The organism is Oscillibacter sp. 1-3, assembly GCF_000403435.2.
Taxonomy (GTDB): domain Bacteria; phylum Bacillota; class Clostridia; order Oscillospirales; family Oscillospiraceae; genus Oscillibacter.
On the sequence record NZ_KE159709.1, the window covers coordinates 56,850 to 76,904 of the forward strand.

General features: G+C 59.3%; 16 protein-coding genes. 14 read left to right on the forward strand and 2 right to left on the reverse strand.

Going from position 1 to position 20,055, the window contains the following annotated elements; translation table 11 throughout:
- Positions 1-39 precede the first annotated feature (39 nt).
- The 7 genes from C816_RS12890 (at position 40) to C816_RS12920 (ending at position 8,608) form a co-directional block, all read left to right on the forward strand.
- Entirely contained in the window at positions 40-1,557 is a 1,518-nt protein-coding gene (locus tag C816_RS12890) for a sugar ABC transporter ATP-binding protein (RefSeq protein WP_016322835.1), read from the forward strand.
- Positions 1,554-2,663: an ABC transporter permease gene (locus tag C816_RS12895; RefSeq protein ID WP_016322836.1), complete on the forward strand. Its 1,110-nt coding sequence runs from the start codon at positions 1,554-1,556 to the stop codon at positions 2,661-2,663. The genes C816_RS12890 and C816_RS12895 overlap by 4 nt, the downstream gene beginning before the upstream one ends.
- Position 2,664: 1 nt before the next feature.
- The gene (locus C816_RS12900; protein WP_016322837.1) at positions 2,665-3,711 is read left to right on the forward strand and encodes an ABC transporter permease; all 1,047 of its coding nucleotides are present in this window, start codon (positions 2,665-2,667) and stop codon (positions 3,709-3,711) included.
- A gap of 12 nt (positions 3,712-3,723) precedes the next feature.
- Positions 3,724-5,274, forward strand: coding sequence for a xylulokinase (locus C816_RS12905; protein ID WP_016322838.1), 1,551 nt, complete (start codon positions 3,724-3,726; stop codon positions 5,272-5,274).
- A gap of 12 nt (positions 5,275-5,286) precedes the next feature.
- The gene (araA, locus tag C816_RS12910) at positions 5,287-6,753 is read left to right on the forward strand and encodes an L-arabinose isomerase (protein ID WP_016322839.1); all 1,467 of its coding nucleotides are present in this window, start codon (positions 5,287-5,289) and stop codon (positions 6,751-6,753) included.
- A gap of 104 nt (positions 6,754-6,857) precedes the next feature.
- On the forward strand, positions 6,858-7,556 hold the full coding sequence (locus tag C816_RS12915) for an L-ribulose-5-phosphate 4-epimerase (RefSeq protein WP_016322840.1): 699 nt from the start codon (positions 6,858-6,860) through the stop codon (positions 7,554-7,556).
- A 14-nt stretch (positions 7,557-7,570) separates the two neighbouring features.
- Positions 7,571-8,608, forward strand: a complete 1,038-nt coding sequence (locus C816_RS12920) for an aldose epimerase family protein (RefSeq protein ID WP_016322841.1) — start codon at positions 7,571-7,573, stop codon at positions 8,606-8,608.
- A gap of 392 nt (positions 8,609-9,000) precedes the next feature.
- On the opposite strand, the gene C816_RS12930 is transcribed toward C816_RS12920, so the two are convergent.
- Positions 9,001-10,566, reverse strand: coding sequence for a response regulator (locus C816_RS12930; protein ID WP_242832217.1), 1,566 nt, complete (start codon positions 10,564-10,566; stop codon positions 9,001-9,003).
- 25 nt (positions 10,567-10,591) lie between these two features.
- Positions 10,592-12,298: a sensor histidine kinase gene (locus C816_RS12935; RefSeq protein ID WP_016322843.1), complete on the reverse strand. Its 1,707-nt coding sequence runs from the start codon at positions 12,296-12,298 to the stop codon at positions 10,592-10,594.
- A gap of 448 nt (positions 12,299-12,746) precedes the next feature.
- On the opposite strand from C816_RS12935, the gene C816_RS12945 reads away from it, so the two are divergent.
- The 7 genes from C816_RS12945 to C816_RS12975 all read left to right on the forward strand — a co-directional run bounded on the left by C816_RS12945 (position 12,747) and on the right by C816_RS12975 (position 19,727).
- Entirely contained in the window at positions 12,747-14,051 is a 1,305-nt protein-coding gene (locus C816_RS12945) for an ABC transporter substrate-binding protein (RefSeq protein ID WP_016322844.1), read from the forward strand.
- 85 nt (positions 14,052-14,136) lie between these two features.
- The gene (locus C816_RS12950; RefSeq protein WP_016322845.1) at positions 14,137-15,009 is read left to right on the forward strand and encodes a carbohydrate ABC transporter permease; all 873 of its coding nucleotides are present in this window, start codon (positions 14,137-14,139) and stop codon (positions 15,007-15,009) included.
- Positions 15,010-15,032: 23 nt separating this feature from the next.
- Positions 15,033-15,884 (forward strand): carbohydrate ABC transporter permease, encoded by an 852-nt coding sequence (locus C816_RS12955; RefSeq protein WP_016322846.1) that lies wholly within the window; start codon positions 15,033-15,035, stop codon positions 15,882-15,884.
- A gap of 55 nt (positions 15,885-15,939) precedes the next feature.
- The gene (locus C816_RS12960; protein ID WP_016322847.1) at positions 15,940-17,028 is read left to right on the forward strand and encodes a Gfo/Idh/MocA family protein; all 1,089 of its coding nucleotides are present in this window, start codon (positions 15,940-15,942) and stop codon (positions 17,026-17,028) included.
- 3 nt (positions 17,029-17,031) lie between these two features.
- Positions 17,032-17,928, forward strand: coding sequence for a sugar phosphate isomerase/epimerase family protein (locus tag C816_RS12965; RefSeq protein ID WP_016322848.1), 897 nt, complete (start codon positions 17,032-17,034; stop codon positions 17,926-17,928).
- A gap of 20 nt (positions 17,929-17,948) precedes the next feature.
- The gene (locus C816_RS12970; protein ID WP_016322849.1) at positions 17,949-18,671 is read left to right on the forward strand and encodes a glucosamine-6-phosphate deaminase; all 723 of its coding nucleotides are present in this window, start codon (positions 17,949-17,951) and stop codon (positions 18,669-18,671) included.
- Positions 18,672-18,674: 3 nt separating this feature from the next.
- Positions 18,675-19,727, forward strand: a complete 1,053-nt coding sequence (locus C816_RS12975) for a carbohydrate kinase family protein (protein WP_016322850.1) — start codon at positions 18,675-18,677, stop codon at positions 19,725-19,727.
- Positions 19,728-20,055: the final 328 nt, after the last annotated feature.

Below are 20,055 nucleotides of genomic sequence, written 5' to 3' on the forward strand. Positions count from 1 at the left end.
CGCCGCGTGTTGAATTTTGAAGAATGGAGGCGAATCCCTATGCAGGAAGGCGCGGTATTGGAAATGCGCGGCATCTGCAAGTACTTCCCAGGCGTGCGCGCTCTCCAGGATGTGGACTTTACCCTGCGGGAGGGGGAGATCCATGCGCTGATGGGCGAGAACGGCGCGGGAAAGTCCACCCTGATTAAGGTGCTTACCGGCGTGTATCCCAAAGACGGAGGCGAGGTCTACATCAAGGGCGTCAGCGGCGCGGCGCTCATCCGTTCCCCCCAGGACGCTCAGAACGCGGGCATCAGCACGGTCTACCAGGAGATCACCCTGTGTCCGAACCTGAGCGTAGCGGAGAATATGTACATCGGCCGCACAAAGGGGGCTATGACCAACTGGAAGCAGATGAACCAGGGCGCGGGCAAGATCCTGAAATCCCTGGGCATCCCCGCCGGCCCCACGCAGCAGCTGGGCACCTGCTCTATCGCGGTGCAGCAGATGGTGGCCATCGCCCGGGCGGTGGATATGGAGTGCAAGGTGCTGATTCTGGACGAACCCACCTCCTCCCTGGACGATCAGGAGGTGCAGAAGCTCTTCGGACTTATGCGGGATCTTCGGGCCAAGGGGGTGGGCATTATCTTTGTCACCCATTTCCTGGAGCAGGTCTATGAGGTCTGCGACCGGATCACCGTCCTCCGGGACGGAACGCTTGTGGGGGAATACGTCATTGAGGACCTGCCTCGTGTGGAGCTTGTCAGCAAGATGCTGGGCAAGGAGCTGGACGACATGGCCGACATCAAGGGCGAGGCGGGCGGCACGGCAGTCAGTCTGGAGGGGGCTCCGGTACTGGAGGCTGCGGGCCTGTGCAGCAGCGCGGGCATCAAGCCCTTTGATTTCTCCATCCGCAAAGGAGAGGTCAACGGTTTCACCGGCCTGCTGGGCTCCGGGCGCAGCGAGTGCGTCAGAGCCATTTTCGGCGCCGACCATGTCACCGGCGGCACTGTCAAAATGGACGGGAAGGACGTCAAGATCCGCAAGCCCCTGGACGCCATGAAGCAGGGTATCGGCTACCTGCCGGAGGACCGGAAGGGCGACGGCATTGTGGGCGACCTCTCCGTCCGGGAGAACATCATCCTGGCTTTCCAGGTGATGAAGGGGTTCTTCCATCCCTTCTCCAGGGCGCAGGCGGAGGCCTTTGCCGACGAGTACATCAAGCTTCTTGAGATCAAGACCGCCTCGGCGGACACACCCATCAAATCCCTGTCCGGCGGCAACCAGCAAAAGTGCATTCTGGCCCGTTGGATACTGACGGACCCCAAGTACCTCATCCTGGATGAGCCCACCCGGGGCATCGACATCGGCACCAAGATCGAGATCCAGAAGCTGGTTCTCAGGCTGGCGGCAGAGGGGAAGAGCGTTACCTTCATCTCCTCGGAGATCGACGAGATGCTGCGCACCTGCTCCCGCCTCATTGTCATGCGGGACCGGAAAGCCGTGGGCGAACTCTGCGGCGAGGATCTGACCCAGACGAAAATCATGGCGACTATCGCAGGAGGTGATGAGGAATGAAGACTTCCGTAAAAGAGCCTGAGACTCAGGTGAAGCGGCCTGACGAGAGCCTCTTCAAGCGTCTTACCCGGCAGCAGCTGTTTATCCCCGTTGCGGCGCTGACGCTGCTGGTGCTGTTTAATCTGATTGCGGACCCGTCCTTCTTCGCGGTCAGCATCAAGGAGAACAGTCTGGGCAACCCGGTGCTCAGCGGCAATATTATCTCGGTACTGGACAACGCCTCAGAGCTGGTCATTCTGGCCATCGGCATGACGTTGGTGACCGCCTCCTCCGGCGGGCAGGACATCTCGGTAGGCGCGACAATGGCCATCGCCGGAAGCGTTATCCTCCGGATGGTCTGCGGTACGGAGGTTACTGCGGATACCCTTCATATGCCATTGATTCTGGCCGTTCTGATCGGTATTTTTGTGAGCATGCTCTTCGGCGCCTTCAACGGCACGCTGGTGGCCTATTTCAAGATTCAGCCCATGGTGGCAACCCTCATCATGTTCACCGCCGGACGCTCCATCGCCGCCTGGATCAACAACAACCAGCTGCCCATCATGAACGACATCTCCTTCAAGTATGCGGGAACATTCCTCCCCGGCATCCCTGTTCCCACACCCATTTTTATCACCGCCTTTATGATCCTGGTGTTCTGGCTGGTGCTGAAGTTCACCAACCTGGGGCTGTACACACAGTCGGTGGGTATCAACGCCAATTCGTCCCGTCTCAACGGTTTGGACCCCCAGATGATTAAACTGCTCACCTATGTGATCCTGGGCGTTTGCGTGGCGGTGGCCGGCTTTATCCGCGTCAGCCGCAGCGGCTCTATCAATTACTCCCGCATCGCGGAGAACATTGAGATGGACGCCATCCTGGCGGTGGCCCTGGGCGGCAACGCGCTCTCCGGCGGAAAGTTCAACATCTACGGCTCTATCCTGGGGGCCTATGTCATCCAATTCCTCACCACCACGCTCTATAAGTACGACGTGCCCTCCACGGCCCTGCCCGCCTATAAGGCGGTGGTGGTCATCCTGCTGGTGGTGCTCAGCGCCCCGGTGGTGCGGGAGAAGCTGGCGGGCATGAAGAAAGCGCCTGCCAAAGCTGCGAAGGGGGTGTCCTGAAATGCCGAAGGAGATTACAGTTGACCGGCAGGGACGAATCAGGAACCGGGTCTCCATGAGCGATACCAATCTGCTGCTCACCATCACCATCCTGGTCTTTTTCATCCTGTATCTGTCCGCCGTGCTCTTCCTGGGCGGCGGCTTCACAAAGCCCCAGAACTTCCTCAACATCCTGAACAACAACGCGCCTCTCATTGTCCTGTCCTGCGGCATGAGCATTGTGATGATTACCGGAGGCATTGACATCAGCGTGGGCGCCGTCACCTGCCTTGTGTGCATGACCAGCGCGGTCAATCTGGAGCAGCAGGGCGGCAATATCCTCACCGTTGTTCTCATCGGCCTTGGCATTGGCCTGGCCTTCGGCGTGGTCCAGGGCTTTCTGGTGGCCCATCTGGGCATCCAGCCCTTTATCGTCTCCCTGGCGGGAATGTTTTTTGCCAAGGGCATGACCACCATCGTCAGCAAGGAGCCTGTGCGGGTGACCAACGAGGGCTTTCTGGCGGTGAAGGAGACCCGCATCACCGTTCCCGGCCTGGGGGCGCCCAACAAGCTGGGCCAATACATCCCGGCGTATGTAGAGGTGGGCGTGATCGTGGCGCTGCTGGTGGTGATCGCCCTCTTCTTCCTCCTGCGCTGGACCAGGCTGGGCCGCAGCTTCTACGCCGTAGGCGGCAACAGCCAGAGCGCCAATATGCTGGGCATCAATGTGCGCCGCACCAAGTTCCTGGCCCATGTGCTGTGCGGGCTTCTGGCGGGCGTCGGCGGAATTCTCTACTTCCTGCACGTGGGCAGCGGCGACGTGGCCAACGCCGCGGGGGATGAGATGAACGCCATTGCCGCCTCTATCATCGGCGGCACCCTGCTCACCGGCGGCGTGGGCAATGTGGCGGGCACCTTCTTCGGTGTTCTGAGCCTGAACACCATCAAGCGGATCGTCTCCTCTCTGGGCTTTGATGAGGCGTGGTGGTCCAACATCACTGTGGCCGCCATGCTCTGCCTGTTCCTGGTAATCCAGAGCGTGGTCCTGCTGCGCAAGAACAAGAAATAAGGGGGGGCGGATATGAAGAGCTGTTTAGGCATTGAGCTGGGCTCCACCCGCATCAAGGCCGTCGCCATTGACGGCGGTTTCAGACCCGTCTCCTCCGGTGATTACACCTGGGCCTCCCGCTATGAAAACGGCGTGTGGACCTATCCGCTGGAGGAGGCGTGGACCGGGCTGCGGTACGCCCTGTCCCAGGTGGAAAACCGGCAGGACATCGCCGCCGCCGGCGTCTCCGCCATGATGCACGGGTATCTTGCCTTTGACAAGGACTGGAACCTGCTCACTCCCTTCCGCACCTGGCAGAATACGATTACGGGCCCTGCGGCGGCGGAGCTGACGGAGCTGTTCGGCTTCAACATTCCCCAGCGGTGGTCCATCGCCCACCTGTACCAGGCGATTTTGAATCAGGAGGCGCACATTCCGCAGGTCGCCCATATCACCACCTTGGCGGGGTACATCCACTATATGCTTACTGGCGTGAACGCGGTGGGCATTGGCGAGGCCAGCGGCATGTTCCCCATCGACAGCAAAACGCTGGGCTACGACCAGGAGATGGTGAAGAAATTCGATGCCCTGGTGAAAAAACACGGCCTTGGTTCTGCGCCTGACGCCGGCCCCGGCTGGACGCTGACAGATCTCCTGCCCAAGGTTTTGGTTGCCGGCGAGGACGCCGGGACTCTCACCGAAGCCGGCTCCGCCCTGTTGGATGGCCTGCTTCCCGCCGGGATTCCCTTCGCCCCCGCCGAGGGGGACGCGGGCACCGGCATGACGGCCACCAACGCCGTGGCCCCCCGGACGGGCAACGTGTCCGCCGGCACGTCCATCTTTTCAATGGTGGTGCTGGAGCGCCCCCTGGAGAGGGTCTACGAGGAGATCGACCTGGTGACCACCCCCACCGGAGCCCCGGTGGCCATGGTCCACTGCAACAACTGCACCAACGATACCAACGCCTGGGTGGGCGTCCTGGGGGAGGCTGCCAAGCTGTTTGGGGCGGAACCTGACATGGGGACGCTGTATACCAAACTCTATGAGAAGAGCCTGGAGGGCGATGCGGACTGCGGCGGCGTGCTGGTGTGCAACTACCTGGCAGGAGAGGGCGTCACCCATGTGGACGCAGGCCGTCCCCTGGTGGCCCGTACTCCGGAGACGAAGTTCAACCTGGCCAATTTCTTTCGTGCTCAGCTCTATTCCACCATGTCCACTCTGAAAATCGGCATGGACATCCTGGCGGAGGAGGGGGTGGCCATTGATTCCCTCACCGGTCACGGCGGCCTCTTCAAGACCCCTGTGGTGGGACAGAGCTATATGGCGGCCGCCTGCAGCGCTCCCGTCGCCTGTATGGAGACCGCCGGGGAGGGCGGTCCCTACGGCATGGCCCTGCTGGCAGCCTACCGGCTGAACAGGAGCGTGGGGGAGCGTCTGGAGGACTTTCTGTCCGGCAGGGTATTCGCCGGCGTGTCCGGCTCCACGCTCCAGCCCGACCCCGCCGCCGTGGAGGGCTTCAATGCCTATATCCGGCGGTACAAGGCCCTGCTTGAGGTGGAAAAAACCGCTGTGGAGAAACTGTAAGGAGGACAATCTATGAAAAAATATCAGTTTTGGTTTGTTGTTGGCAGTCAGTTCCTGTACGGTCCCGAGGTGCTGGAGACCGTGGACTCCCGGGCCCGGGAGATGGCGGACGCGCTGTCCGAGGTTCTGCCCTTCCCGCTGGTCTACAAGGTGACCGCCAAGACCAGCAAGGAGACCGCCGACGTGGTGAAGGAGGCCAACTACGACGACTCCTGCGCCGGCATCATCACCTGGTGCCATACCTTCAGCCCCTCCAAGATGTGGATCAACGGCTTTGCCGGCCTGCAAAAGCCCTACTGCCACTTCGCCACCCAGTACAACCGTGAGATCCCCAACGAGGAGATCGACATGGACTTCATGAATCTGAACCAGGCCGCCCACGGCGACCGGGAGCACGGCTTCATCGCCGCCCGTCTGCGGATGCCCCGGAAGGTCATCGCCGGCTACTGGAAGGACGAGGCGGTCCGGAAGCGGATCGGCAGCTGGATGAAGGCCGCTGTAGGCGCGGCCGTGTCCAGGGGTATGAAGGTCATGCGCTTTGGCGACAACATGCGGGAGGTGGCCGTCACCGAGGGCGACAAGGTGGAGGTTCAGGCCAAGCTGGGCTGGCAGGTGAACACCTGGGCCGTAGGCGATCTTGTAAAGGTGATGAACGAAGTCACCGAGGCGGAGATCGACGCGCTGATGGACACCTACAAGGCCAGCTACGACATCGCCACCGACAACCTGGACGCCATCCGCTACCAGGCCCGAGAGGAGATTGCCATCAAGAAAATGATGGACGCGGAGGGGTGCATGGCCTTCTCCAACACCTTCCAGGACCTGTACGGAATGGAGCAGCTGCCGGGCCTGGCCAGCCAGCACCTGATGGCCCAGGGCTACGGCTATGGCGGCGAGGGGGACTGGAAGGTCTCTGCCATGACGGCCATCATGAAGGCCATGGGCGAGGGCGGCAACGGCAGCTCCTTGTTCATGGAGGACTACACCTATCATCTGGAGCCGGGGAAAGAGTATTCGCTGGGCGCCCACATGCTGGAGGTCTGCCCCTGCTGCGCTGCGGGCAAACCCCGCATTGAGACCCACCACCTGGGCATCGGCATGAACGAGAAGGACCCCGCCCGCCTGGTCTTCGAGGGAAGGGAGGGGGACGCCATTGTGGTTTCCCTCGTCGATATGGGCGGCCGCCTGCGCTTGATCTGCCAGGACATCCACTGCGTCAAGCCCATCCTGCCCATGCCCAACCTGCCCGTGGCCCGGGTGATGTGGCAGGCGGAGCCCAGCCTCACCACCGGCGTGGAGTGCTGGATCACCGCCGGAGGCGCCCATCACACCGTCCTCAGCTACGACGTCACCGCCGAGCAGATGAAGGACTGGGCCGCCATGATGGACATTGAGTTTGTCCATATCACCAGGGACACAACTGTGGAGTCTCTGGAGCATGACCTGTTTTTGTCCGACCTGGCCTGGAAGCTGAAATAACCTTTTTCTTGATATAAACAAAAAACTATTGACACGCCCCAGGGCTGGTTCCTCGCAGAGGGTTCTGCGACGGCGGCCAGCCCTGGCATATAGGGAGATCAATTATGTTGGAAAAACTGAAACAGCAGGTCTGTGAGGCAAACCTGCTGCTGCCGGAATACGGTATGGTCACGTTTACCTGGGGGAACGTCTCTGGCATTGACCGGGGACAGGGGATGATGGTCATCAAGCCCTCCGGCGTGGAATACGGCGATATGAAGCCGGAGGACATGGTGGTGGTGAGCCTGGAGACCGGGGAGCGGGTGGAGGGCCGCTATAAGCCCTCCAGCGATACGGATACCCATCTGGCGCTGTACAGGGCCTTCCCAGCCGTGGGAGGCATCGTCCATACCCACAGCCGTTGGGCCACCAGCTTTGCCCAGGCGGGCAGAGGCGTCCCCGCCCAGGGAACCACCCAGGGGGATTATTTCTACGGGGAAATCCCCTGTACCCGGAAGATGACCCCGGCGGAGATTGCCGGCAGCTATGAGCTGGAGACCGGAAATGTCATAATTGAGACCTTCCGGCAGCGGGGCGTCGATCCTATGCAGATTCCCGCCGTTCTGGTCCACAGCCACGGGCCCTTCGCCTGGGGAACCGATCCCTTCAACGCCGTTCACAACGCCGTGGTGCTGGAGGAGTGCGCGTTTATGGACTTCCACGCCATGACTCTGACGCCGGGGCTGGGGGCTATGCAGCAAGAGCTGCTGGATAAGCACTACCTCCGCAAGCACGGCCCCGGCGCCTACTATGGACAGGGCTGACGGAGGGAGCGCATATGGTGAAAAAACCCTTTGGCGTGACCCGTGACGGCCGCGCCGTGGAGGAGATCGTCCTGGAAAATGAGACCCTCCGCTGTTCCCTCCTGACCTATGGAGCCGCCCTGCGGGGGCTGACGGCGCCGGGCAGAGAGGGGCCGGTGGACGTGGTCCTGGGCTTTGACACCGTGGGGGACTACGAGGTTCAGGACAAGTTCATGGGCGCTGTGGTGGGCCGGTATGCCAACCGGATTGCCGCCGGGCAGTTCACGCTGGATGGGAAGAACTGCACGTTGGCGCGCAACGACGGGGAGAACCATCTCCACGGCGGGCCAACCGGCTTTTTCTCGAAAGTGTGGAAGGCGGAGCCATACGGGGAAACCGGCGTGACGTTTTCCTGTGAGAGCGGGGATATGGAGGAGGGCTATCCGGGCCGCCTCAGTGTCTCTGTGACCTATCGTCTGGAAAAGAGCGGCCTTGTGCTGGAGTACCGGGCCCTCACGGACCGGACCACGATCTGCAATCTGACCAACCACGCCTATTTCAATCTGAACGGCCACAATGCCGGCAGGGCCATGGAGCAGGTTCTCACGCTGTACGCCGGCCGCTACACCCCGGTGGGGCCCGGCAGCATTCCGACGGGAGAGATCGCGGCGGCAGAGGGGACTCCCATGGATTTCCGCAGGCCCGCCGTGATCGGCGCGCGGATCGATCAGCCGTTCCGGCAGCTGGAGCTGTGCTCCGGCTATGACCACAACTGGGTGGTGGACGGAGAGCCCGGTGTCCTTCGCCCGGCTGCCAGGCTGGAGAGCCGGGAGAGCGGCGTCTGCATGGAGGTGGAAACCACCCTGCCGGGCATCCAGTTCTACGCCGGGAATTATATGGCGGGCTGCCCCGCGGGAAAGGGCGGCGTGCGGTATGGCCGCCGGGATGCGGTGTGCCTGGAGACCCAGTTTTTCCCGGATACGCCCAATCATCCGAATTTTCCCCAGTGTGTCCTGCGGCCCGGCGAGGTGTGGAGCCATGAGACGGTATTTCGATTCTCCAGGATTGACTGAGATGATGAAATCTTCTATAAAATGTGAATGAGATATCAAACAGGGAGTGTCCATTGATCTGAATGGGCGCTCCCTGTTTTTTGGATTGAAATCAAGCGGAATCAGCCGCTTTCGATATTCCCTCAACGGAATCTTCCCGCCATCCCGCTCCGGTTTTCTCTTTGGCGCTTCCCGAGACGGGAAATGCCGCTGAATATCCCGAAAAACTGCCTCGCCCAACGGTTTTCCCTGGCCTGAGGGGCTGTACCAATCTGCGCACGCCATTGGTACAGCTTTTGAAACGCCGGCGGGGGCATGGCTGCCCGCCGTGCAGAGCCCTCCGGTGTTTGGACCGCTGCGGATTGCCGTACGTGCCATATGCACGCTTTGGGAGCGCCTTGCTCTCTGCGCATTCAGATCTCTTTTGAGTGGCGAAAATCTTTGGGCTTAATGCCGGTGATCTTTTTGAAGGTGCGGGAAAAGTAGACGGGATCTGAGATGCCGACCCGCTCTGCCACCTCGTAAGTTTTGAGATCCGTTGTAGACAGGAGAATCTTCGCCTGCTGGATGCGGATATTCTGAATATAAATACTTAAATTTTCTCCCGTCTCCCGCTTAAACAGCTTGCTGAGGTAGCTGGGACTCAGGTGGACTTTGTCGGCTAAAATCTCCAGGGTCAGTTCCTCCATGTAGTGCTGCTGTATATAGTGCTGGATCGCTTTAATCAGGTCGTCCGGGCTCTCCAAACGGTAATCCCTCTGCCGGTACAGCAGCTCCACGAAAGTGCAGAGATATTCTTCAAGCTCCCGGATGGAGCCGCTTTGCAGCAGCGCCTGCAGCGCGGGCAGATTGCTGGAGATGTTCTCGGTGTCGCGGCTCCAGAAAAGCTGCGTACTGCAAAAATTATAAACGGATATGTAAATGCTGCGGACTTCTCCGGCGGGAAGCTTTTTCATATGGACGTGCCGGAACAACGCCTGAAGGCTCTTTTGGGCAATGTCCGGCTTTCCGTGCTCCACAGCGGTTTTGATCTGCTGGAGGACCTGGATGATCTCCGCCATGGCTTCCTGGTCGACGGTGGGGATGTCGGCATAGCCTATGACCGGCTGCTCGGGGTGGGCGTAATCCGCGAACTGTCTGGCCTGCTCGGCCTCCTCCGCCGCATCGGCCAGCGTCAAAGGGTCCGTATGGTGAAGCGAGATGCCAATGGAGACCTGATAGCGGGGAACGCTTCCCACCGCGTCCACCGCCTCGCCGCACAGGGCTGACAGATCCTGCATTTCAGGCGCCTGGAGAACCGCGTAGCACGCCTGATCGCCCTCTGCGACAAACCATATCCTGTAATCCGGAATGCTGTCCCGCAAAATTGCCTGCACGTCCTGCAAAAAAGGGAGACAGTTGGACTCTTCCTCCCCCTCCAGGGGCACCACGATCAGACTGAGCACATAATAGCTTCTCAGATCCATCCGCAGCTGGGCCATGCAGCCGTATACATACAAAGTGGACAGGCGTACCCGGTGGATCAGGTCCCTTATCAGCATATCCTGCTGCAAAGAGAGATTCTCCTCTGACCGCGTGGCCAGTTCAGAGCGGAGCTTTTGATGGTTCTGCTCCTCCTGAATCAGAACCCTGGCCTTTTCGATGGCGGCTGTAAGCTGTTCCACAGAGGTCGGTTTCAGCACAAAATCCACCACCTGGTAGGCGATGGCCCGCTGCGCGTAGGAAAAGTCCGGAAATCCGGTCAGGATAATGGTTTTTATATGGGGCCACCGGCGGTACAGCTCTCCCGCGAAGGAGAGCCCGTCCATTCCGGGCATTCGAATATCGCTGATTACAATGTCCGGCAAAACCTGGGGAATCTGCGCCAGAGCATCCTCGCCGTCTTCCGCCTGCGCGACCACCGTACAGCCCAGACTCTCCCACCGGATTCCGTGGGCAAGGCCCTTGCGAATTGCCGCCTCGTTATCCACAAGCATCACTTTCAGCAAAGAGATCTCTCCTTTCTCAAAGGTCTTTGCCGCCTCTGTCCAGAGGCAGGTTTACCAGAGCGGTCGTTCCGTTTCCGGGCGTGCTGGTTACGCTGATTCCATATGCCTGGCCGTATAAGAGCTGAATACGCCTTTGAACATTGGGAAGCGCCACGTGGTTGTGCTGGTTATCCACCTCATCGACATCGGCCTGAAAGAGATTTGTGGTATCGAAGCCCACACCGTTATCCCAGACCCGTATATCGATTCCGTCCTCCTCCTCCCAGATGCTGATGCGGACGCTGCCGCCGCCCCGCTTGTTCTCCAGTCCGTGGACGACGCTGTTTTCCACCAGCGGCTGGATTGTCAATTTGGGAAGGTAGTAGCACAGCAGGTCCTGGCTCTCCAGTTCAATCTCGTAGCACAGCTTCTCGCCGTAGCGCTCTTTTTGCAGTTCCAGATAATAGCGGACATAGCGCAGCTCCTCCTCCAGGGTGATCTTCTGCTGACCCCGGTTCGATACGTTGGCCCGCAGCAAATTGGCCAAATTGCTCACGATCCGGCACAGCTCATACTGTCCCGCCGCCATACAGCGCACATTGATGACTTCCAGCACATTGAAAATAAAGTGGGGCTGAATCTGGGACTCCAGCATCCCCAGCTCCGCCTGCTTGAGCAGCAAACCCTTTGCATAGACCTCCTCGAAGAGACTGCCCAGACGTTCCGCCATTTTATTGAACGCGGAGGCCATAAGCTCGGTTTCCCGGTAAGAGGTCGGCTCCATCCGGGCGGAAAGGTCGCCGGTGGCCATGCGGTTCATGGTGTCCACCATGCCGCGCAGAGGACGCAGCTGGCGCCAGTATACAAGGGAGGCGATCACCAGCGTCAGCAGCAGGACGGCTGCTATAAAACCGACATATAATGTCATGGTTTCCCGCAGAGAGCGGACAATGTCCGCCTTGGGCACGAACACGTCCAGCTGCAGCCTGTAAGGCGCCAGACGCCATCCCTGGTGATACAGGTCCCCGCTGTATCCCGCGCGGAAGACTGCGGGAAGATCCTCGCTGCTGCTGCGGTAAAGCACCTGGCTGTCCGTGCGGCTGAAATATACCTCCGCGCCGGGATAGACAGATTTAATATAGCTGGTGTCGATCAGGGCCGCGGTTTGCAGCTCAATGATGATCTTGCCGATGGGACGCATCGTATCCAGATTCAGATAGTCTGTCAGCAGATAGCTGTGCTCTGAATCTCCGGGCATCAGATACAGCTCTCTGGCCGAATTAAAGTCCTGGAGCTGGTCATAAACGCTGCGGATTCGCGCGTTCACCCCGCGGTAAATGCCGTTTTGCTGTACGGGGATGAACTCGTCGTTCTCACGCACCAGATAGATGCCGGTCATTGTATTCTGGCCCAGAGCCGGACTTAGAACGAGGACCCGGCTGAACTGCTTTTCGATCTGAGAACGGGCCATTTGGTCCAGAGGCCCGTCCATCCGCATGTATCCCTGTACGGTCGGGTCGCTCATCAGGTAGTAGATGCCGCTACGCAGCGCGTCCAGAACCGCCTCGGTGGACTCCCGGGTCCGGTCCAGATACAGGCCCACGGTCTCTCTCGCGTTATCCTCCATCTCGGCGGAGACGGTGCGGTAAAAATAGAACGAGGCGCAGACCGAGGGAATCAGTACAAAGAGGCAGCAGAGCGCCAGACACAGCAGCGTTAACGAGGGTCTCTTTTTGGAATCCATCGGCAGTCCTCCTCCGGCATGTGCGCCGGCATTCACGGCCAGGAAACGCTGGATGGGCGGGGAAGTTCACCGGCAGATAGGGGCGTTTTCTCCGGGGGCCTGACGGGTCTCAAGGGGAATTGAACCCGGCATGACGGCGGTAGCGCTGGCTGCGCGGCGTTTTGCGGCTGTGAACGCAGGCTTTATGGGGAATTATATCACAGGCCGCGCCGAATGTCCAAGCCCCGAAAAGAATCCCCCTTCTATCAACCGGGCAAAATAATCCTGCTGCCGCTGCAAAAAAAGTCTATATTCGTCTGAGACGATGCTTTTCCAGAAAATATCCGGCAAGAAAAGTCCAGACTTTTCCCTCTGGTGAAATTGAGTTCTGGGGATTTGCCCCATATAATAATTGCCAGACAGGGACGGAGCGGCCTCCGTCCGAAAATTGACAGGAGGTTTCAGAAAGATGAAAAAAAGACTTTTTGCGTTTGCCCTGCTGGCCGTCATGCTGGTTGGTCTCATGAGCGGCTGCGGCGCCCAAAAGGACGAGACCCCCGCTGAGGGAACCGGCGTTGTCGTTATTCACTACCCCACCTTTCAGTGCGGCGTGAATACTGCCGCCCCCGTAGTTGACCAGCTGATTGCCGAGTTTAATGAGACCTATGCCGGAAAATACCAGATTGTAAAAGAAGACGTGCCCGGCGACGCCAACTATGTGGATAAGATCAAGGTCCAGCTGGGCACCGGCGATCTGCCTCCCGTGATCTACGGCGCGGGGTACAATCTGCTGGATCTGGTTCTTGCCAAGGATCTGGCCGTGGATCTGACTCCCTATGTGGAGGCCGACGCTGAGTGGAAGGCCCTGTATTCCGACACCTCTCTGATTACCAACAGCCGCGACGGTAAGATTTACGCCTCCTCCGTGGAGGGTTCACAAATCGGTTACTTCTACAACAAAGAGCTGTTTGCCCAGGCCGGCATCCAGGCCCCTGCCGCCACATGGGACGAACTGTTCCAGCAGTGCGAGACCCTGAAGGCCGCCGGTATTACGCCCATGGCGCTGGATACCGCTGATTCCGCGTGGGTCACCCAACTGTGGTGGGGCGCCATGACGGCCACCGTCGGCGAGGACGGTCTGGCCTTCATGCAGACCATGAATCCCCGGGACTACAACACGCCGGAATTGATCTCCTCTGCGGAGAAGATCCAGAAAATGCTCCAGGAGTACACCACGCTGGATGCCATTGGCGGCAAGTACGAAAACGCCGCCAACAACTTCCTCTCCGGCCAGGCCGCTATGATTGCCAACGGCCCCTGGATGATCGGCGACTTCTCCGACACATCGAAAACCACCGCGGACTTCGCTGAAAAGGTCGGCGTGGCCATCTATCCTGACGGCTTTGTGTATGACGCCCCCATTCAGGGCTACATTGTCACCAAGCAGGACGATCCCAAGCTGGAGGAAGCCGCCGTTGAGATGGTGAAGTTCTTTACCTCCGCCCACGCGCAGCAGCTGGGGGTGGAGATGCAGGGCATGGTTCCCGCCTCCCCCTCCGTCGAGATTACGGATACCGCCAAAGAGCAGTATCCTCTGCTGGCCGAGTTTTTGGACAAGGCCTCCAAGGCCACAGTCAGCACCGACAATATGCAGGCCACGATGTTCTCCAACCTGCTGGATGTCATCAGCCAGGAACTGCCCCGCCTGCACTCCGGCGAGCTGGACGCCGCCGGGTTCTGCCAGGCTATGACCGACGCTGCCGCTAAGAATTGAGCAACAGGGCCCGTCTGTCTTTCAGGCGGGCCCTGTCCCGTCTTTTCGGGATACCACCGGATAAAGCGAGTAAAGGAGTGGTCTTATGCGAACAAAAAAGGGATGGATCGTACTGTTTCTGCTTCCTGCGGTCGTTCTTTTTCTGCTGATTTATGCGATCCCCCTGGTAATGGTGTTCTTCACGTCCCTGTTCGACTATCGCCTGACCGGCAGCGGCATGACGTTCATCGGCCTGAAAAACTATGTCCGGATGTTTCAGGACCCCGCCTTTCGGACATCGCTGCTGAATACGATCATCTGGATCATCATTCACTGTGTTCTCCACGTAGCGCTTGGCGTCGCCCTGGCGCTGGTGCTGTATAAGAAGCCGAAGGGCTGGAAATTTGTCCGTACCGCCTACATGATCCCAAACATCATCTCCAACGCCGCTGTAGGCATGATTTTTCTCAATATCTTTAATCCCCAGTACGGCGTGGTGAACTCCATCCTGCGGTCGGTCGGCCTGGAGCGTTTGACGCACAACTGGCTGAATGAAACCGCCACGGCCTTTCCCTCCGTCACCATGGTGTGGCTGCTTTTCGCGGGCTATACCACTACGCTGGTTCTCGCGGAGGCGCTGTCCATTGACGAGTCTGTCCTGGAAGCGGCTAAGGTAGACGGAGCCACCGGCTTTCAGATGGATAAATTTGTGGTTTTGCCGCTGCTGCGCAAGATCATTGCCACAACAATGGTTATGGCGGCTACATATATGCTGCAGATGTTTGATCTGATCTATGTGACCACCAACGGCGGTCCCGGCAAGGCGACCACCAATCTGCCGCTGCTGCTCTATGGCGTGTACAAGTCTGAGAACAACTATGGCTATGCCAACACCATCGGCGTGGTCATTATCCTGCTGGGCGCCGTCGTTATGACCGTCATCAACAGACTGCTTCGGACCAACGAGGACGATTACTGATTGAAAGTGAGGGGATTTTTGATATGCGCGCATCTTTTCGCAGCCTTACGGCGAGGGAACAGGCGGCGTTTATCGGCAGGTATCTCTTTATGGGGCTGTGCTCCCTGGTAGCGCTGTTCCCCATCGTCTGGGTGATTATGTCTTCTTTTAAGACCAATGCGGAGATTCTCTCCAGCGGCATTGGCCTGCCGTCCAGTCTGAACCCGGACGGATATATCGCGGCGCTGACCATATCTCCGATCCTGAAATATTTTGCAAACAGCGTTGTCATCACCGTTATCACCACTGTGCTGAATGTGCTGTTTTTGGCGATGGCGGCGTATGTGTTTGCCCGATCCCGGTTTCGCGGGAAAAATCTGCTGTATTTCATCCTGTCCCTTTCTCTGGTAGTGCCCACCACCGCGCTGCTGCAGCCCGTGTACAGCGTAGTCAATACGATGGGGCTGTACGATACGAAAATGGGGTTGATCCTGGTGTACACCGCCATCAACATGCCGATGTCACTGCTGATTCTGCGCGGCACGTTCCAGTCCATTCCCCGTGCACTGGAAGAGGCCGCCTATTTGGACGGCGCCGGTTTTCTGCGGACGTTCTTTCAAATTATGCTGCCCTGCGCCAAGGGGGGGCTGACCTCCGCGGCGGTTCTGACGTTTTTGAACTCCTGGAACGAGTTCACCTTCGCGCTGATGCTCACCAATGGACAGGATGCCCGAACGCTCCCCCTCTCCCTGAGCTATTTCACCGCGCAGTTCAGCTTTAACTATACCGCGATGTTTGCCGCTGTGACGATTGCGGTGATCCCGTCCATCGTCGTCTTTGCCGTTTTCCAGGAGCAGGTGGTCTCCAGCCTTACCGCCGGCTCTGTCAAGGGCTGATGACTGCCGCGGCGGCAGTACAATTTTCAATTATGATTTTTCTTGGAGGTTTTTTATGATTAAACTTGGAGTCATCGGCCTCGGCGAGGTCTCTCAGCTCATGCACCTGCCCATCCTGCAGGATCTGTGCGATCAGTATCAGGTCGCCGCAGTTTCTGACGTGGCGCCGTCTCTGGTGGATTTTATCTGCAGGAAATACCATATCGCCGCCGGGTATCTGGATGCCGTGGAGCTGATTGAGAAGGCCGATATTGACGCTGTGCTGATCCTCTCTCCGGACCAGTACCACGGCGAGTACGCCATGCGCGCCTTGAAGCGCGGCCTGCACGTGTTTGTGGAAAAGCCGGTCACCCTTTGTCTGGAGGAGCTGGAGGAGCTCATTGCGCTGAAAGAGCACTACCCCGGACAGACCGTCATGGTGGGCTATATGCGCCGCTATGCCGGCCCCTTCCTGAAAGCGAAGGAGCTGCTGGAGGCAAAGCCCATGAAGACCGAGTATCTGCGTTTTCACGATATTATCTGCGAGGGGCCGTTCTATATCGGGCAGACCCGCCCCATCTTCTACCCGAAGGACGTTCCGGCGGGGGTTATCGCCGAGGGCCGCGAGCGCCGCCGCGTCCATCTGGACCGCGCCATCGGCGCCGATGCCAACGACGAGATACGCACTACTTATCAGATGATGACCGGCCTGGGCTGTCATTCCTTCGCCGCTGTGCGGGAGCTGTACGGCCTTCCGAAGAAGATCCACTCTGTCACCACCGCCGTCGGCGGGCAGCATGTGGTCATCGTCATGGAGTTCGACGGCTTCCTGGCCACCTATGAGCTGGTGAATAACCAGAATATCGTCCAGTTTGACGCCGCCATTGAAATTTTCCAGAACACCCGCAAGGTCCTCGTCAAGTATGAGACCCCCTATATCCGCTATCAGCCCGCCTCTGTTCAGGTCATTGAATCCAGCGGCACGGATACCCGCACCACCACCTATGGTCCCGACTTCCGCGACGCCTTCCAGACGGAGCTGAATCTGTTCCATGAGTGCATCACCGCCGGCACGCAGCCCAAGACCACGCTGGAGGATGCCGCGGCGGACCTGAAGCTGTTCCGTGAGATCATCCGCGTTCTGCGGGAGCAAAAGGGGGAGTGAGCCGTGGCTGTTAAGATTGCGACCGCCCCCTGCTCCTGGGGGGTCTGGTATGCCGACGGGACTCCCTCCAAAACCCCCGCCCGGCTGTTTTTGGACCAGGCCCGGCAGGCCGGCTACAAGGCTTTGGAATTGGGGCCGGACGGCTATCTGCCGGAGGACCGGGAGGTTTTGAAACAGGAGCTGTCCAGCCGCGGCCTGGAGGCTGCCTCCGGCACGGCCTGTTACCGGTTTGACCAATATGAGAGGTTCGCCGATTTCCGTCCGGCTGTGGAGAAGCTCTGCGGGCGGGTCGCGTCCATGGGCGGCAGGTATCTGGTCACCATGGACGAGTCCGATGTGGGCCTGTACAGTGAAAAGAAGGCCGATTACACCCCGGCGGTGTGGAAAAAATATTTCGCCATGTTCCGTGAGATGGGGGAGTTTGCCCGGCGGGAATTCGGCCTGATGATGGTCTACCACCCCCACATCAAATCTCTCATTGAGACGGAGGAGGAGATTGCCTGCCTGCTGGATGCCACCGGCCTGAATCTCTGCTTTGACACCGGCCATCACGCCTATGTAAACGGAAACGGTCAACGCGGCGATCCGAGCGTCCCGAATTTTATCCGCCGTTACGCTGAGCGTATCAAGTACCTCCACTTTAAGCAGGTGGATGGCGAGGTGTACGCCCGCGTCCTGCGGGAGCATCTGGATTCCGATACCGCTTTTGATATGGATGTGATGTGTGACCTGCCCGACGGCATCATTGATTTCAAAGCGGTAAAGCAGGCGCTGGAGGACATTCGCTTTGACGGAATCGGCGTTGTGGAGTCCGACATGCCCAAGGCATCCAATGAGAGAGCCTTTGCCTCCGCCTGCCGCAATCTCTCCTATCTGAGGGAGATTCAGATGATCGACTGAAACTGACAAGGAGGAAGACCATGGAGATCATTGTATGCAAAGACTATGAGGAGATGAGCCGCAGGGCTGCGGAGCTGGCCGCGGAGGGACTGCGGCAGCGTCCTGACGGCCTTTTGAGCTTTGCCGGCGGAGAGACGCCTTTAGGCACGGTCCATGTCTTCGCGGATATGGTGAACAGGAGGGAGGTGGACATATCCCGCGCCCATTATGTTTCCCTGGACGAATGGGTGGGGCTCTCCAATGCCGACGAGGGTTCCTGCGGCCTATTTAACAATCGGGAGCTCCTTGCCCGGCTGAAAAAACCCTTCGCCGCCTGCCGTATCATCAACGGCGCGGCTGAGAACATGGAGGCGGAGCGGGACGCGCTGAACGCCTATTTTGCCCAATACGGGCCGCTGACCGTCTCCGTTCTGGGCGTCGGCATGAACGGCCACCTGGGTTTTAACGAGGACGGCGTTTCCTTTGACCTGGACGCGCATATCGTGCCCTTGTCCGAGACCACCAAGCGCGTCATGAGCAAATACTTTGGAGAGAAATTCCACCCCACCCACGGCATTTCCCAGGGGATTCGCCAGATCATGGCGGCGGAGCGGGTGATCCTCATTGCCAATGGTGCCCACAAGGCGGACATCATACAAAAGGCGGTCACCGGACCCGTGACCAACTCTGTGCCCGCCAGCGTTCTGCAAAACCATCCCAAGTGCTATGTGGTGTTGGATGAAGCCGCCGCCGCCAAATTGTAAGCTATGAGCCTCGATCTGTTTGACCGCAAAGCTGAAATTGCCTCCAAGCGCATGGTGGTGGGGTTTGACGGCTTCACGGACACCATTGTCCGTGTTGTCCGTGAAACCGCGGGAGAGGGCCGCCTGGAGACCTGCTTTCCCACGATTCGCTCTTTCGGCGAGTATCTGGCCGCTCAGGCGGAGAAAAGCTGCTCTCTGGAATTGAAGATCCAGGCCCGGCAGCTGGGGGGAAATCTGCCCTATGTATCCCGGGCCGCCGGCCTGCTGGGACTGAACGTCACGTGCATTGGAATGCTGGGGGAGGGAGCTCCGGGCCCCCTGTTTCAGGAAATGCCGTGCCGGATGTACTCCTTTGCCGCCCCCGGAGAATCCACATGCCTGGAATTTCAGGACGGAAAGGTGTTTTTGGCGCCGCAGTACCGGCTGTCCGACGATCCGTGGCAGCTTGTGCAGAAGGCCACGGGCGGGGGCGCCTCACGGCTGTTCGCGGAGTCGGATCTGATGGCCCTGCTGAATTGGAGCGAGCTGCCGTTCGCCCAATCTCTGTGGGAGCATGTTTACCAGGAGAGTTTGGCGGATGTGCCCCCGCAAAAGGATCGCTGGGCATTTTTCGATCTGTGCGACTGCACTCGCCGCCCGGCAGGAGAACTGGAGGCCGTGCTGACCCTGATAGGACGATTCGCGGAGAAGCGGACGGCGGTTCTCAGCCTCAACGAGAATGAGGCGTTGGTTGCCGCGCGGGCGGCCCGTTTGGGAACGCGGGACCTTGCCGGCGTGGGCGAGGCGCTGCGGGAGCGGTTTGGAATCACCGAGGTGCTGATCCACACGCTGCGAAAGAGCCTGCTGTGTACCCCTCGCGGCGTTGCGCGGCAGGCCACCCGGTTTATCTCCGCGCCTAAGATTTCCACAGGAGCGGGCGATCACTTTAACGCGGCCGCCTGCCTGGGAGCCGTGCTGGGCCTTACAGACGAAGAGCGGCTGACGCTGTCAAACCGTTTTTCCAGTCTTTATGTGGAGAGCGGAACAACACCTTCTCTGGAGTCCCTGGGCCTTTAGACCCTGCTTGAAAAACGTCCAAACGCCCAATCGGCGGGCCTTTTCCGCCGCTTTGCATTGATTTTCCCTGGCCATACACGGAGTGCGGCGGCGTCAAATCGCCCTGACCGGCAAAAAATCTCTCGCCGCTGAGCGTTTCCCCATTTATGAAACACGGCCTGGACAGGGCCAGGCCAATTCAGCCGGATTATTTCGGCGCGGGACAGAGTGAGCCTCCGGACGGCGTTCCGTCCGGGGGCTCTTTCAGACGCCTGCGGCCGGCCGGAAAATGCTGTTTGGGCACTCCGATTTTGGAAGCGGAGTTCAGCCATGGAACATCCAACCCTTC